The organism is Cupriavidus necator, assembly GCF_013141915.1.
In the GTDB taxonomy this organism is placed as follows: domain Bacteria; phylum Pseudomonadota; class Gammaproteobacteria; order Burkholderiales; family Burkholderiaceae; genus Cupriavidus; species Cupriavidus necator_B.
In genome coordinates this window covers 22,641-36,636 of the sequence record NZ_SROX01000028.1, presented here as the reverse complement: position 1 = coordinate 36,636, position 13,996 = coordinate 22,641, and the positions used below count along the sequence as shown (strand labels likewise).

The 13,996-nt window shown below is 69.0% G+C and carries 13 protein-coding genes; 9 read left to right on the top strand and 4 right to left on the bottom strand.

Annotation, left to right across the window (positions count from 1 at the left end):
- Nucleotides 1-15 precede the first annotated feature (15 nt).
- Nucleotides 16-972, top strand: coding sequence for a PDR/VanB family oxidoreductase (locus E5S69_RS30770; protein ID WP_171518099.1), 957 nt, complete (start codon nt 16-18; stop codon nt 970-972).
- A 248-nt stretch (nt 973-1,220) separates the two neighbouring features.
- The gene (locus E5S69_RS30765) at nt 1,221-2,528 is read left to right on the top strand and encodes an MFS transporter (RefSeq protein ID WP_216621507.1); all 1,308 of its coding nucleotides are present in this window, start codon (nt 1,221-1,223) and stop codon (nt 2,526-2,528) included.
- Between the two features lie 81 nt (nt 2,529-2,609).
- Here the strand turns inward: E5S69_RS30765 and E5S69_RS30760 are convergent, their stop codons facing one another.
- The 3 genes from E5S69_RS30760 to E5S69_RS30750 all read right to left on the bottom strand — a co-directional run bounded on the left by E5S69_RS30760 (nt 2,610) and on the right by E5S69_RS30750 (nt 5,753).
- Nucleotides 2,610-3,563 (bottom strand): tripartite tricarboxylate transporter substrate binding protein, encoded by a 954-nt coding sequence (locus E5S69_RS30760; RefSeq protein WP_171518098.1) that lies wholly within the window; start codon nt 3,561-3,563, stop codon nt 2,610-2,612.
- A gap of 133 nt (nt 3,564-3,696) precedes the next feature.
- A complete protein-coding gene (locus tag E5S69_RS30755) occupies nt 3,697-4,584 on the bottom strand; it encodes an isocitrate lyase/PEP mutase family protein (protein ID WP_171518097.1) in 888 nt (295 codons plus the stop codon).
- The gene (locus E5S69_RS30750; protein ID WP_171518096.1) at nt 4,581-5,753 is read right to left on the bottom strand and encodes a TauD/TfdA family dioxygenase; all 1,173 of its coding nucleotides are present in this window, start codon (nt 5,751-5,753) and stop codon (nt 4,581-4,583) included. The genes E5S69_RS30755 and E5S69_RS30750 overlap by 4 nt, the downstream gene beginning before the upstream one ends.
- A gap of 123 nt (nt 5,754-5,876) precedes the next feature.
- Between E5S69_RS30750 and E5S69_RS30745 the strand changes: the two genes are divergently transcribed.
- Nucleotides 5,877-6,776, top strand: coding sequence for a LysR family transcriptional regulator (locus tag E5S69_RS30745; protein WP_171518095.1), 900 nt, complete (start codon nt 5,877-5,879; stop codon nt 6,774-6,776).
- A gap of 11 nt (nt 6,777-6,787) precedes the next feature.
- On the opposite strand, the gene E5S69_RS30740 is transcribed toward E5S69_RS30745, so the two are convergent.
- On the bottom strand, nt 6,788-7,315 hold the full coding sequence (locus tag E5S69_RS30740) for a MarR family winged helix-turn-helix transcriptional regulator (protein WP_171518094.1): 528 nt from the start codon (nt 7,313-7,315) through the stop codon (nt 6,788-6,790).
- Nucleotides 7,316-7,635: 320 nt separating this feature from the next.
- On the opposite strand from E5S69_RS30740, the gene E5S69_RS30735 reads away from it, so the two are divergent.
- From E5S69_RS30735 to E5S69_RS30710, 6 genes are all read left to right on the top strand, one after another.
- Nucleotides 7,636-8,634, top strand: a complete 999-nt coding sequence (locus tag E5S69_RS30735; RefSeq protein ID WP_423766674.1) for a tripartite tricarboxylate transporter substrate binding protein — start codon at nt 7,636-7,638, stop codon at nt 8,632-8,634.
- 62 nt (nt 8,635-8,696) lie between these two features.
- A complete protein-coding gene (locus E5S69_RS30730; protein WP_171518093.1) occupies nt 8,697-10,988 on the top strand; it encodes a xanthine dehydrogenase family protein molybdopterin-binding subunit in 2,292 nt (763 codons plus the stop codon).
- The gene (locus E5S69_RS30725; RefSeq protein ID WP_171518092.1) at nt 10,981-11,847 is read left to right on the top strand and encodes an FAD binding domain-containing protein; all 867 of its coding nucleotides are present in this window, start codon (nt 10,981-10,983) and stop codon (nt 11,845-11,847) included. The genes E5S69_RS30730 and E5S69_RS30725 overlap by 8 nt, the downstream gene beginning before the upstream one ends.
- Before the next feature lie 9 nt (nt 11,848-11,856).
- A complete protein-coding gene (locus E5S69_RS30720) occupies nt 11,857-12,333 on the top strand; it encodes a (2Fe-2S)-binding protein (RefSeq protein ID WP_171518091.1) in 477 nt (158 codons plus the stop codon).
- On the top strand, nt 12,323-13,039 hold the full coding sequence (locus E5S69_RS30715; RefSeq protein WP_171518090.1) for an SRPBCC domain-containing protein: 717 nt from the start codon (nt 12,323-12,325) through the stop codon (nt 13,037-13,039). Before E5S69_RS30720 ends, E5S69_RS30715 begins: the two co-directional genes overlap by 11 nt.
- A gap of 101 nt (nt 13,040-13,140) precedes the next feature.
- A complete protein-coding gene (locus E5S69_RS30710; RefSeq protein ID WP_171518089.1) occupies nt 13,141-13,992 on the top strand; it encodes an IclR family transcriptional regulator in 852 nt (283 codons plus the stop codon).
- Nucleotides 13,993-13,996 lie beyond the last annotated feature (4 nt).

Below are 13,996 nucleotides of genomic sequence, written 5' to 3'. Positions count from 1 at the left end.
CAGAAGGAAGCAGCAATGAGTGCCCACCAGTCCCTGACCCTGCGGGTCCAGGCCATGCGCTACGAAGCGCGCGGCGTGGTCAGCATCGAACTGCAAGACCCCGAAGGGAAGACCCTGCCCGAGTACAGCCCGGGTGCCCATATCGACCTGCACCTGGGCAACGGCCTGGTGCGCAGCTACTCGCTGTGCGGCGCGCCGGAAACGCGCACCCGCTACACCGTGGGCGTGCTGCTGGACCGCGGCAGCCGCGGCGGCTCGCGCTACGTGCACGAGCAGTTGCGCGTGGGCGCCACGCTGACCGTGGGCGCGCCGCGCAACAACTTCGAACTGGACGAGAGCGCCGCGCATACCGTGCTGGTCGCCGGCGGCATCGGCGTCACCCCGATCGTCTGCATGGCGCGCCGGCTGGCCGAGCTGGGCAAGTCGTTCACGCTGATCTACTGCGCGCGTTCGCGTCCCGAGGCGGCGTTCGTCGAAGCGCTGTCGGCCTACGGCGACGCGGTGCGCTTCCATTTCGACGACGAAGCGGGGGCGCCGCCAGACCTGAAGGCCCTGCTCGGCGGACTGGACGCACAGACCCACTTCTACTGCTGCGGCCCCGGGCCAATGCTGAATGCGTTCGAGGCCGCCTGCGCGGCGCATGCCTACGCCAATGTCCATATCGAGCGCTTTGCCGCAGATCCGTCGACCGAGGCGGTGCAGGAAGGCGAATACGTGGTGCAGCTGTCGCGCACCGGCTCGCTGGTCAGGGTGCCGTCGGGCAAGTCGCTGCTCGACGCGCTGCTCGACTCCGGCGTGGAAGTCGAATACAGCTGCCGCGAAGGCGTGTGCGGCTCGTGCGAGACCGCCGTGCTGGAAGGCTGCCCCGACCACCGCGACAGCGTGCTCAGCAACAGCGAGCGCGCCAGCAACAAGACCATGATGGTGTGCGTGTCGGGGTGCAAGGGCGGCAAGCTGGTACTGGATTTGTAGGCCTGGATTGGTAGGCCAGTTCCCCGAGTGTTTTCTCCCCTCTCCCGCAAGCGGGAGAGGGGAGAAACCCCCAAAGACTCAAACCGAGAAGTCCCGTGCTAACCCAGAGACAAGACGCAGCGTCCCCCGGCGCACCGGTGGCCGCCACCGCAGGTATCGTCACCGCGGCGGACAGCGCCGGCCAGAGCGCGGCGAGCGCGCGCCGCGGCCCGCTCACGCGCGGCAACATCGTGGCCCGCATCGAGCGCATGCCCGGCAACGCCATGCATGTGCGGGCCCGGCTGCTGATCGGCCTGGCCACCTTCTTCGACGGCTTTGACGTGATCGCCATCGCCGCGACGCTGCCGCTGCTGATCGCGCAGTGGTCGCTCACGCCAGGCCAGATCGGCTTCCTGATCGCCGCGCCTTCGGTCGGCCAGCTGGTCGGGGCGCTGCTGTTCCCGGGGCTGGCCGAGCGCTTCGGGCGCTTGCGCTCGATCGGCTGGAGCGCGGGCATCATCGGCCTGATGAGCCTGGCGTGCGGCTTTGCCCCGTCGTTCGAGATCTTCGCGTTGTTGCGTATCGTGCAGGGCCTGGGACTTGGCGGCGAACTGCCGGTGGCCGCGACCTATATCAACGAAGTCACGCGCGCCCATGGGCGCGGGCGCTTCGTGCTGCTGTACGAAGTGGTATTCCCGATCGGGCTGATGGTGTCCAACGGCATCGGTGCCTGGCTGGTGCCGCACTACGGCTGGGAAGTCATGTACTTCATCGGCGCCGCGCCGCTGGTGCTGTTCTTCATCCTGCGTCGCGTGATTCCGGAATCGCCGCGCTGGCTGGCGGAGAAGGGCCGGCTGGAAGAGGCCGATGCCGCGCTGCGCGCGTTCGAGGCGCGCGCCCGCACGCCGTTGCCGCCTCCGGCTGATGCCAGCGCCTACGAACGCATGGGCCAGCACCCGCGCCGGCGCGTGCGCGACCTCGTCAGCAAGGCCTATCTCGGCCGCACGCTGGCGGTGTGGATGCTGTGGGCCACCTGCGGCTTTATCCAGTACGGGTTGTCGACCTGGCTGCCGACGGTCTACAAGACTGTCTACCATGCGCCGCTGCAGCTGGCGCTGAACCTGGCCGCCGGGGCCTCGGTGCTGGGCGTGGTGGGGTCGCTGGTCTGCGCCATGATCGTCGATAAGGTCGGGCGCAAGCCGGTGATCAACGTGTCGTTCCTGCTGTGCGCGCTGTCGCTGGTGCTGGCGGGGGTGTTCCATGCCGCCAACGTGTATGTGGTCGCGACCCTGTGCGCGCTGGCGCTGGGTTTCCTGGCCAGCGGCTTCATCACGGCCTATGTCTATACGCCGGAGCTGTATCCGACCAGCGTGCGCGCCATGGGCTGCGGCCTGGGCGGCGCATGGCTGAAGCTGGCGGCTATCTTCGCGCCGGGGCTGATCGCCAGCACCATCGGCAGCGGCGACCTCAGCTTTGCCTTCTTTGCGCTGTCGGTGGTGCCGGCGCTGGCGGCCGTCACCGTGCATTGCCTCGGCATCGAGACCAAGGGGCGGGTGCTGGAAGAACTGGAGGTCTGAACGGGCGCTTGCGGGTCCCGTGCTCTCGTGACAGGGTTGCGCCGCGATCCGGCGCGGCCCTTTTTTTCTTGCGCGGGGCGCTCAGTTCATGCGCGTGCCCGTGACCGCCACCACCTTGCTCCAGCGCGCGATTTCCGCCTGCAGGAACTGCGTGAAGCGGGCCGCATCGTTGCCCACCGGCACCAGTCCCTCCGAGGCCAGGCGCTTGCGCATTGCCGGCGAAGCGACCGCCGCACGCACCGCCTGTTCCAGCTGTGCCACCACGTCGGCCGGCATGCCGGCCGGCCCCAGCAGGCCATACCACGAGCTGTAGTCGAAATTTGGCACCACCTCGGCGATGGGCGCGATCTGCGGGAACGCGGGCAGGCGCTTCAGGCTGCTGACGCCCAGGCCCTTGACCTTGCCGGCATGCAGCAGCGGCTGCACGGTGGCGACGTTGCCCAGCAGCAAGTCGGCCTGCCCGGCGACCACGTCGGCGATCGCGGGGGCAGCGCCCTTGTACGGCACGCTGACGAGGTCGATGCCCGCCTCCTGCTTGAACATCTCTCCGGCCAGGTGGTTGGCGCTGCCAAGACCCGCGACGGCGATGCTGAGCTTGCCGGGCCGGGATTTGGCCAGCGCGACCAGCTCGCGCACATTGTTCGCGCCCAGGTCCGGGCGCGACACCAGCAGCAGCGGCGAGGTGGCGATCAGCGAGATCGGCGTGAAGTCCTTGATCGGGTCGAACGGCTTCTTGTCGAACAAGGCCGGATTGATGGCGTGGCTGGTATAGCAGAGCAGCAGCGTGCCGCCATCGGGGTCGCCCTTGGCTACGGCGGTCGCCGCGATGTTGCCGGCCGCGCCGCCGCGGTTCTCGACGATATAAGTGTGTTTCAGGCGCTGCTCGAGTTCGGCGGCAAGCGCCCGTGCCACCAGGTCGGTGCCGCCGCCGGGCGTGGCGCCGACCAGCAGCCTGGTCACGGCTGGGGCGGCCTGAGCGCCACCGGGCAGCATCGCGCTGGCCGCCAGCAGCGCGAGGAATTCGCGTCGTTGCATCGGTTGTCTCCGTTTCTCTGCTTATGTTTCTGGACGATGGGGGCATCGTCAAAGCGGCTTGCGAATCGCCTGCGGCGGGGCAAGTCCGTCAAGGGGCGTCGGGCTGGCGCCGGCAATGGCGTGGTGCCCAACGTCAGTCGCCGTCGGCGTAGCGGCGGCCGGCGTCGAGCAATTGGGGCGTGCCGAGCAGCCGGTTCAATGCATCGAAGTCGTTCATCTCCTGCTTGAAGGCGCGGGTGCTGCCGTCCGCCTTCAGACCGGCGAAGTAGCGCTGCAGCTGGTGCGAGGCGAAACGCACGGTGCCGCCCGGGTAGATCACGATGCGGTAGCCGCGCGCGCCCAGTTCGGCCGCGCTCTGGATCGGGGTCTTGCCGCCCTCGACCATATTGGCCAGCAGCGGCACGCGCGCGGAGAAGCGCCCGCAGACGCGGTCCATGTCAGCGGCGGAAACCACGGCCTCGATAAACAGCCCATCGACGCCGCAGGCCAGGTAGGCTTCGGCGCGCTCGATGGCGGCGTCGAGACCTTCGACGGCAACGGCGTCGGTGCGCGCCAGGATCAGCGTGTCCGGGCTATGGCGCGCGTCGAGTGCGGCACGCAGCTTGCCACACATCTCCCGGACGGGAACCAGCGACTTGCCCGCGAGGTGGCCGCAACGCTTGGGAAAGCCCTGGTCCTCGAGCTGGATCATCGCCGCGCCGGCGCGCTCGAACGCGCGTACCGTGCGCTGTGTGTTGAGCGCGTTGCCGTAGCCGGTGTCGCCGTCGACGATCACGGGCAGCGATACGCGGTCGGTGATGCGCGCCAGCACATCGGCGGTCTCGGTGGCCGTGGTCAGCCCGACGTCGGAGCGGCCCAGCAGCGTGTAGGCAACCGCGCCCCCCGACAGGTACAGTGCCTCGAAGCCGGCCTGCTCGGCCAGCAGCGCGCTGAGGGCGTCGTAGACGCCGGGCGCCAGCAACGGCTCGGGCCGGCGCAGCCGCTGCTTCAGTGAGGGGGAAGGCGTGCCGCCGCCGTTCATGCGGTGGCTCCCGCCGCGGCCCTGGCCGCCTGTCCGGCCAGGATGCGCGCCATGTCTTCCTGGCGCACCTGGGGACGCCAGGGCTCGAACAGCATGCCGAGCGCGGCCGCCTGGCGTTTCTCGTAGTCCAGGAACGCCTGCGTGATCTCACTGCCGCGCACGCCGCCGCGCACCGATCCGGCACGCACGTCGCCGTAGTACTCCTTCCAGTCATCAGGCAGCGGTTGCGAGCCGGGCACGGACAGCCACAGGCGGAACAGGTGGCGCTTGCGGTCCGGCTCGTCAAAGTCCTCGAACGGCGTGCGCGAATGCAGCGTGACGTAGTTGTTCAGCAATTGCAGGTCGCCCTGTTCCAGTTCCATGGTGAAGCACAGCAGCTCGCTCGGCATCAGCTCGTCGAGCAAGTCCAGCGCTTCGACCTGGGCCGGCGTCAGGCGCGGCAGTTCGGCAAAATCGCGCTGGGCGGCGTCGGTGTTCTTGCGGTTGGCGCGCGCCGAGAAATACTCGGGATGGCTGCCGAAGACCGGGCAGCGGTAGTACGGTGGCTGGCTGGGATCCTGGGTGCCCTGGTAGCTGTGGAAGAAGGAACCCTTGAGCACCGGAATCAGGTCGGGGCGGCGGCGCTGGACTTCGTCATGCAGTGCGATCGAACTGATCACCTTGCTGGTGCCGCCCGCGCGCGCGGTGCGCCGGCACAGCAGGCCGACCACGTCGCAGGAGTCCTGGTGGAAATCCAGGCCGGCGTTGGTGTTGTACCCGCGGCCGCCCTTGACCTTGTATTCGCCGCCTTCATTGCGCACGTCGTTCATGAACTGGCTGGCCCGGTTCTGGGTGCGGCCGACGCCCATGTACAGGCTCATGCCCCAGTAGGCCAGGCGCGATTCTTCCTCGGTCCATTCGTCGACCGGGAAGCCCTTGACCAGGCACATCCCCCAGCCGCGCTGGGTGATGTCGATGGCGCGCTGGAGCACGGCGCGCGCGGCATCGTTGAGCGGGAAGTCCGCCTGCTGCATCTCCAGCAGCGGCTTGTCCAGCGCCTTGGCGTGGCTGAGCGCGTCGCGCATTCCCTGGATCTCCGTTTCGCTCATGCGCAGGATCCACGAGCGGTCCTCGCGGGCTTGCTGGGCGGTCCAGGCGACGGGGCGTGGCGATGCGGCGATGACTGACATGTTCCGGGCTCCTCCGTGTTCTGCGTCTTGCAGGGGTCGTTCTCAATCGGATGAGCCCAGTCTAGCGAGGTCGCCTATGATTAGAAAAGCGAACTTATTTGAGTTGCCTGATAAGAATTTTTGATGAAGATAGAAACCTTCCGTACGCTCGAGAGCGTGCTGCAAACCGGTTCCTTCGCCGGGGCCGCGCGCCAGGCCAACGTCACGCCCAGCGCCGTCAGCATGCAGATGAAGCAGCTGGAGCAGTACCTCGGCAAGCCCCTGTTCGACCGCTCTGGTCTGCAGGCGCGGCCCAACCAACTGGCGCACGAAGTGGCCGACACCATGCGGCGGGCGTTGCAGGACCTGGAGGCGCTGCGCGCCGGCGGCGGGCTGGTGGTGGAGGGGGTGGTGCGGCTGGGAGTGATCGAGTCGCTGCAGCCGGTCGTGCTGCCCGGGCTGGTGCGCTACGTGCGCGAGCGCCATCCCCGGCTGGAACTGCGCCTGGTGCGCGGACGCAGCAGCACGCTGACGGCGTCGGTCAAGGCTGGCGATATCGATGCGGCGCTGGTGGCGCAGCCCGTGGCCGGCGGTTCGGCGCGGCTGCGCTGGACGCCGATGATGCGCCGCGAACTGGTGCTGATCGCGCCCCCGGGCGCGACCGAGCCCAACGCGGCCGCGCTGTTCCGGCAGTACGACTGGATCCGCTATGACCGCAATACCGTGTCAGGGGCGATGGCGGCGCAATATGTGCACACGCATGTGTCCGGAATCCGCGGCACGCTGGAATTCGACAGCGCGCCGGCGATCGTGGCGATGGTCAGCGCGGGGCTTGGCGTATCGATCCTGCAGGGGCCCGATCCGACGCTGCTGCAGAACTACCCGGTGCGGCTGGTGCGGCTGGGCCGTTCGGCGCCGGTGCTGACCCTGTCGCTGGTGACCCGCAAGGGGGATGACGACAACCGCTCGGTGGCTGCCGTGCGCGACGCCATGCGGCAGACCCTGGCGACATACCAGCGTCAGAGCGTGGCGGCGCGCCACTGAAGCCGCCGCGGTCAGGCCTGCGCGCGCAGCAGCTTGCGCAGCCCCTGGTACACCGCCTCGCGCTCCTGCGGCGACAGTTGGCGGATCACCTCCGCCTGGCCGCGCCGCGCCAGCGGCATCACCTGGTCATGCAGCGCGGTGCCGGCTTCGGTGATCTCGCACAGCAGCTTCTTGCGCGGCGTGTTGCCGGCCGAGGCCAGTTGCACCAGCCCGCGGTCTTCCAGCAGCCGCAGCGTGCGGCTCACCAGCGCCTTGTCCGAGGTTGATTGCGTCACCAGTTCGGCAAACGGCAACGCGCGCGCATGCGCCAGCAGCGCCAGGATGCGCCATTCCGGCACGGTCAGGCCGAACTGTTCCGCATAAGGCTTGGTGACCGTGCTGCGCAGCGCGGTCACCAACTGGCTCAGCATCGTGGTCAGGAAGTTATCAACGGTCAGGCCGCTGCCGGCCTCGTCGAGGTCGGTCCAGGGGCTGGTGTTGTCGGCGGGGGTGGTGGCGGGCGCGGGCTTGCCGTGGGCGGGCGCGGCATCACGGGACATGCGTTCCTCTTGGTCTGGTCTGCCGGCCAGGATGCGTGGCCGGTGGGCGGGGCAGATTGTCTCACAGGCGCTTGCCAATGCCGCCATCGTATCTCCACCCGGTGAATGCAGAATGACCCTAATAAATGGTTGTTAGTCAATTGGTATTTAACGTAAGTTGAGTTGTCAACTTACGCGACCTACGATGTTTGTGTTCCCTGATGGGATCAACGTTTTACCAATAAAACAACCGAATAGAGTTGTAACGCGAGCCAACCGTGTTTTCGCGACGTGCTGACCGCCACGCCGGCGTCGCGAGTGCGCCCCCACAGGAGCTGTAGATGAGACAACGTCCCCAACGCCCCCTTGCCGGTTTCGTCGCCGCCACGGCCATGGCCGCGCTTGCGCTGGCCGCCGGCAGTGCGCTGGCCACCGCCGCCTATCCGGCCAAGACCGTGACCATGGTGGTGGCCTACCCGCCCGGCGGCGACACCGACGCCATGGCCAGGCTCTACGCCGACAAGCTGTCGGCCCGCCTAAAGCAGCCGGTCATCGTCGAAAACCGACCCGGCGCCGGTGGCGTGGTTGGCGCCGCGTTCGTCAGCCGCGCGCCGACGGACGGCTATACGCTGCTGTACACGCCCAACCCGTTCACGCTGGCGCCGATGGTGCTCAAGCTGGCGCCGTCGGCCAGCTATGACCCTCTGCACGGCTTCACGCCGGTGATCCAGACCGCGGTGCAGGCGGTGCTGCTGGTGGCCAACCCGCAGGCGGGCGTCAAGACCGTGGGCGAGATGGTGGCGGCGGCCAGGGGCGGCAAGGCGCTGACCTATGGCAGCCCGGGCGCCGGTTCGCCGATGCACGTCGCCGGCGAGATGCTCAATCGCGCCGCAGGCGTGAAGATCCAGCACGTGCCCTACAAGGGCGTGGCGCCGGCGGTCAACGACGTGGTGGCGGGACATGTGAACTTTGCCTACGTCACGCTTGGCCCGGTGGCGCAGTACCTCAATACCGGCCGGCTGATCGCGCTGGCGATCACCGATGCCCGGCGCTCGCCGCTGCTGCCCAACGTGCCGACGCTGGCCGAGTTGGGCTACAAGGACGTGGTGGTCGGCGCGTGGCACGGCGTGATGGCGCCCAAGGGCACGCCGCCCGAGGTGGTCAAGGTGCTGAACCAGCAGCTCAACGACGTGCTGCGCCTGCCCGACGTGGCCGACAAGATGGCGACGTTCGGCGCCACGCCCGTGGGCGGCGCACCGGCCGCGCTGGAGAAGGTCAACGCGGCCGACTACGAGCGCCTGGGCAAGGTGATCCGCGACCTGGCGATCACCGCGGAATGACCCGCGCCAGCGCCATCGCATCGCCGTCACACCCCATGAACAACGACAGTCAGGAGGCCGGCATGAGCAAGGCCATCGTGGGCGCGTCCACGCCGCAGGTGACCGCGCGGGAAAAGGTCATGGGCCGCGCGCAGTATGCCGGCGACCTCAAGCTGCCCGGCATGCTGCACGCCAAGGTGCTGCGCAGCCCGCACCCGCACGCACGCATCGTGCGCATCGACACGACCGCCGCGAAGGCACTGCCAGGCGTGAAGCTGGTGGCGACCGGGTACGACGTGCCCGCTCGCCACTGGGGCCCGCACCGCAAGGAGCAGCGCATCCTGGCCTGCGGCGTGGTGCGCCATGTCGGCGAGGAAGTGGCCGCGGTGGTGGCGGCCAGCGAGGAAATCGCGCGCGATGCGCTGGACCTGATCCACGTCGAGTACGAGGTCCTGCCCGCACTGCTGACGCCGGCCGCGGCCCTGGCGGAGGGCGCGCCCGAGATCCACGCCGGCACGCGCAATATCGGCCATGAAATGCGCATCGTGCGCGGCGACGTCGATGCCGCGTTCGCGGCCTGCGCCGCGGTGTACGAAGCCACCTACGACATGCATTCGCAGTACCCGGGCTATCTCGAGCCGATGGCGTCGGTCGCGGCGCAGGACGGCAACGGCCGGCTCACGGTGTGGGCGTCGACGCAGTCAGTGTTCCTGGCGCGGGCGCGGCTGGCCGAGGCGCTGGACCGGCCGGTGTCGAGCCTCCGCGTGGTGCAGGCCACCACCGGCGGCGGCTTCGGCGCCAAGATCGTCGAGGAAAACAACAGCCTGATCTGCGCTTACCTGGCCAGCCGGCTGGAGCGTCCGGTGCGGCTGGTCAACAACCGGCTGGAAGACTTCCAGGGGGCGCGCGCCAGCGTGCCGATGCAGGTGTGGCTGCGCCTGGGCCTGTCCGCCGACGGCGTGATCCTGGCCAAGGACGTGCGCATCACGGCCGAGTGCGGCGCCTACTCCGGACTTGCCGGGGATGTGATGCACGTTACCGCCATGCGCAGCGACAACATGCACCGCATACAGAACGTGCGCTCGCACGCGGTGATGGCCTATACCAACAACCCGCCGCGCGGCGCCTTCCGCGGCTTCGGCGGGCAGCAGATGCAGTTTCCGCTGAACTGCCACCTGACCGTGCTGGCCGGCATGCTGGGCATCGACCCGATCGAAGTGCACAAGCGCAATGCCATCGGCGCCGGCGAGACCAGCGTGCATGGCTGGAAGATCAGCAGCACCGGCATGGCCGAATGCCTCGACATGACGCGCCGGGCCATCGGCTGGGACGAAAAGCGCGCGGCGCCGCGCGGCACCGGCACGCGCCGGCGCGGCGTCGGCATTGCCGCGGCGATGCATGTCAGCGGCAACCGCACGCTGGGCAACTGGGACGGCTCGACCATCTTGCTCAAGATGAACGAGGACGGCCGCGTGATGCTGCAGACCAGCGAGTGCGACATGGGGCAGGGCGCCAATACCATGCTCAGCCAGATCTGCGCGCAGGAACTGGGCATACCGCTGTCGCACGTTACCGTGATGGCGCCCGATACCGATACCGCGCCGTTCTGCCTGGGCTCGCTGGCGTCGCGCGTGACCATTATCTCCGGCAACGCGGTACTGCGCGCGGCGCGCGAGGCGCGGCAGAAGCTGCTCGCGCTCGCGGCGGAAAAGCTCGGGGTGGACGCGCAGCAGCTGGTGATCGCCGATGGCCGCATTGGCGTGCCGGGGCAGCCCGGCCAGTCCGCCACGCTGGCCGAGATCGCGCGCCTGCATATCTTCCGCCACGGCGGCGAGGGCATCCACGTGCGCGCCAGCTACGACGCGCCAACGGTGATGCACGATGCCGATTACTACGGCAACGTCGCGCCCGCGCATTCGTTCGCGGCGCAGGCGGTGGAGGTGGAGGTCGATACCAGCACCGGCCAGGTCACCGTGATCGACAGCTTTGTCGCCGACGACTGCGGCAAGGCCATCAATCCGCTCGCCGTGCATGGCCAGACCCATGGCGCCACCGTGCAGGCGATCGGCTGGACCCTGTACGAGAACCTGCAATACGAGGATGGCCGCCTGATGAACGGCAACTTTGCCGACTACACCATGCCGACCGCCGACGCGGTGCCGATGCTGCGCACCGACGTGGTCGAGTCGAACGATCCCAACGGCCCCTACGGCGCCAAGGGCGCCAGCGAGACCGCGATCCTGCCGGGCGCGGCGGCGATTGCCAATGCCGTCTTCGATGCCGTCGGCGTGCGCATCCAGTCGCTGCCGATCACGCCGGAGAAGGTGTTGGCGGGCCTGCGCGAACTAAATAAAACGGAGGCCGCCAGTGCGTGACTTTGCCTTTCTTGAGCCGGCCACCGTGGCCGAGGCCAGCCAGATGCTGGCCGACCTGGGCGACAGCTGCCGCATCTTTGCCGGCGGCACCGCGCTGATGCTCGGCATGCGCCAGCGCATGCTGACGCCGAGCCACCTGGTCTCGCTGGGCCGGCTCGACGCGCTGCGCGGCATCACCTTCGATGCGCGCGAGGGTCTGCGCATTGGCGCGCTGGCGCTGCACGCCGAGGTCGCGCGCTCGCCGCTGGTGCAGGCGCACTATCCGATGCTGGCCAGCATGGCCGCGCGCGTGGCCAATCCGCAGGTGCGCAACCAGGGCACGCTCGGCGGCAACCTCTGCTATGCCGACCCGGCCACCGATCCGCCCGGCTGCCTGATGGCGCTGGGCGCGCAGGTCGTGGTCAGCGGCCGCGGCGGCGAGCGCGTGATCGGCCTCGAAGACTTTCTGGTCGACTACTACGTCACGGCTCTGGCGCCGGATGAGATCGTCACGCAGATCCGCCTGCCCGCGCCGGCTGCCGGAGCCGATGGCCGCTATGCCCGCTTCCTGCGCACGGCCGCCGAGCACCGCCCGCTGGCCAGCGTGGCGCTGGCAGTGCGTCGCGAGGGCGCGTTCTGCATCGAGGCCCGACTGGCGGTGGGCGCGTCCACGCCGGTCCCGGCCCGGCTGCGCCGCGCCGAGGCAATGCTGGCCGGCAACAACGTGACGGCGGACCTGGCCGCGCAAGCCGCCGCCATCGTCGCCGCGGATATCAACGCGGTGTCGGACGCGCGCGGGTCCGCGGCGTACCGGCGCGAGATGGTGCGGGTGATCGCGCGCCGCACCATCGCCGAGGTGTTCGGCGTGGCATCGGAGTAAGGAGTCCCCATGAACCAAGTCAGTATCGAACTCACCGTCAACGGCGAAGAACATCAGGTGGAGGTGCCGGCGCGGCGCCTGCTTGCCGACCTGCTGCGCGACGACCTCAACCTGACCGGCACCAAGCGCGGTTGCGAGACCGGCATCTGCGGCGCGTGCTCGGTGCTGGTCGACGGCGAAGTGGTCAAGTCCTGCCTGATGCTGGCGGTGCAGGCGCGCGGGCGCCATGTGATGACGGTGGAGGGACTGGCCGCCGACGGCCAGCTGCATCCGCTGCAGCAGTGCTTCATGGACCATGGCGGGCTGCAGTGCGGCTATTGCACCCCCGGTTTCCTGATGGCTTCGTGCGCGCTGCTCGCCAACAATCCCAACCCGACCGAGGAAGAGGTCCGCCACGGCCTGAACGGCAACCTGTGCCGCTGCACCGGCTATGTCGGCATCGTCGAATCGGTCCTGTCCGCCGCGGAGAAAATGCGTGGAAATTGAAAAGACCCTGGTCACCGCGGCGCCGCCGGCGCGCGTGTGGGCGCTGCTGCTCGACCCCAACGTGATGGGCGCGTGCGTGCCCGGCATGGCATCGATCGAGGTGCTGAGCGATGTCGAGTACATCGCGCACATGGCGGTCAAGATCGCCTTTATCAACGCGCGCTTCCGGCTGCATACGAAGATCGTCGAGACGCGCGCGCCGCATTACCTGCGCACCGAGGGCACCGGCGAGGACGCCTCGGTGGCCAGCTCGCTGCGGCAGTCGAGCGAACTGTTCCTGACGGCGCTGGACGATGGCGGCACGCAACTGCGCATCAAGGTGCAGGTGGATGTGCTGGGCCGGCTGGGCACCTTCGGACTGAGCGTGATGAAGACCAAGGCCGACCGGATGTGGGACGAGTTCGGCGCCAACCTGCTGGCGCGGCTGTCGCCGCAAGTTGCGCAGCCTGCGCCCGAGCCGGTGGCCATGCCGGGGCCCGCGCCGCAAGCCGCTGCCGTCGCAGCGGCGGCGGTGGCCAACGGCGATGCGGTGCTGCCGCCGCCAGTCCGCGCGGGACTGTGGTCGCGCCTGTTCGCGCGCAGGCCCCATTCCGACATTTGCGTCGAACTGCGCCGCCGCGACGAGACCGTGGTGGTGCGCTGGCCCGCGGCGCATGGCGAACAGTGCGCGGCGTGGCTGCGCGACTACCTGCGCCAGGGGGCCTAGCGGCTGGCTGGCAGAGGCTGTCCGCAATACGGGTACCCTAACGGGTGCGGGCGTGATATATGAGAGCGTTGCGCCAAGACCGACTATTGCAGAGACAGACCATGACGACCGATTCGCCGCAGGAAGCGACGCAGGAAAGCGGCCAGGAGGGCGCGCCCGAAAGCGCGCAGGACAAGTACATCGTGCCCGGACTGGAGCGCGGCCTGCGCCTGCTCGGCGAATTCAGCAGCCGCGAGCGCACCCTGTCGGCCGCCGAACTGGCGCGCCGGCTCAAGGTGCCGCGCTCGACGGTGTTCCGGCTGCTGGCCACGCTGGAAATGATGGGTTTCGTCGAGCGCACCGACGGCGGGCGCGAGTTCAGGCTCGGCATGGCGGTGCTGCGCCTGGGCTTTGACTACCTGGCCTCGCTCGAGCTGACCGAGCTGGGCCGGCCGCTGCTGGACCGGCTGCGCGACGAGATCCACTACCCGTGCAACCTGGTGGTGCGCGACGGGCGCTCCATTGTCTACGTGGCCAAGTCGGTGGCGTCGCGCCCGTTTGCCAGCACGGTCAATGTCGGCACCCGGCTGCCCGCGCATGCCACCGTGCTGGGGCGCGTGCTGCTGGAAGACCTGTCGCTGGCCGAGTTGCGCGCGCTCTATCCGGAAGAGCGCCTCGAGGTCTATTCCGAAAGCACGCCGCGCACCGTCGGAGAGCTGTACGAGATGGTCCAGCGCGACCGCCAGCGCGGCTATGTGCTGCACGAAGGCTTTTTCGAGGCCAGCATCTCCACCATCGCGGCGCCGGTGCGTGATCGCAGCGGCAAGGTGGTGGCGGCGCTGGGCGCCACCATCCCGGCCGCGCGCATCGAGCCGGACCAGCTCGACCACATGGTGGAACAGGTCAGGCGCGCCGCGGCCGAGCTGTCGCGCCTGCTCGACTACCGGCCGGAGGTGCCCAGGCCGTTCGCCTGAGGGC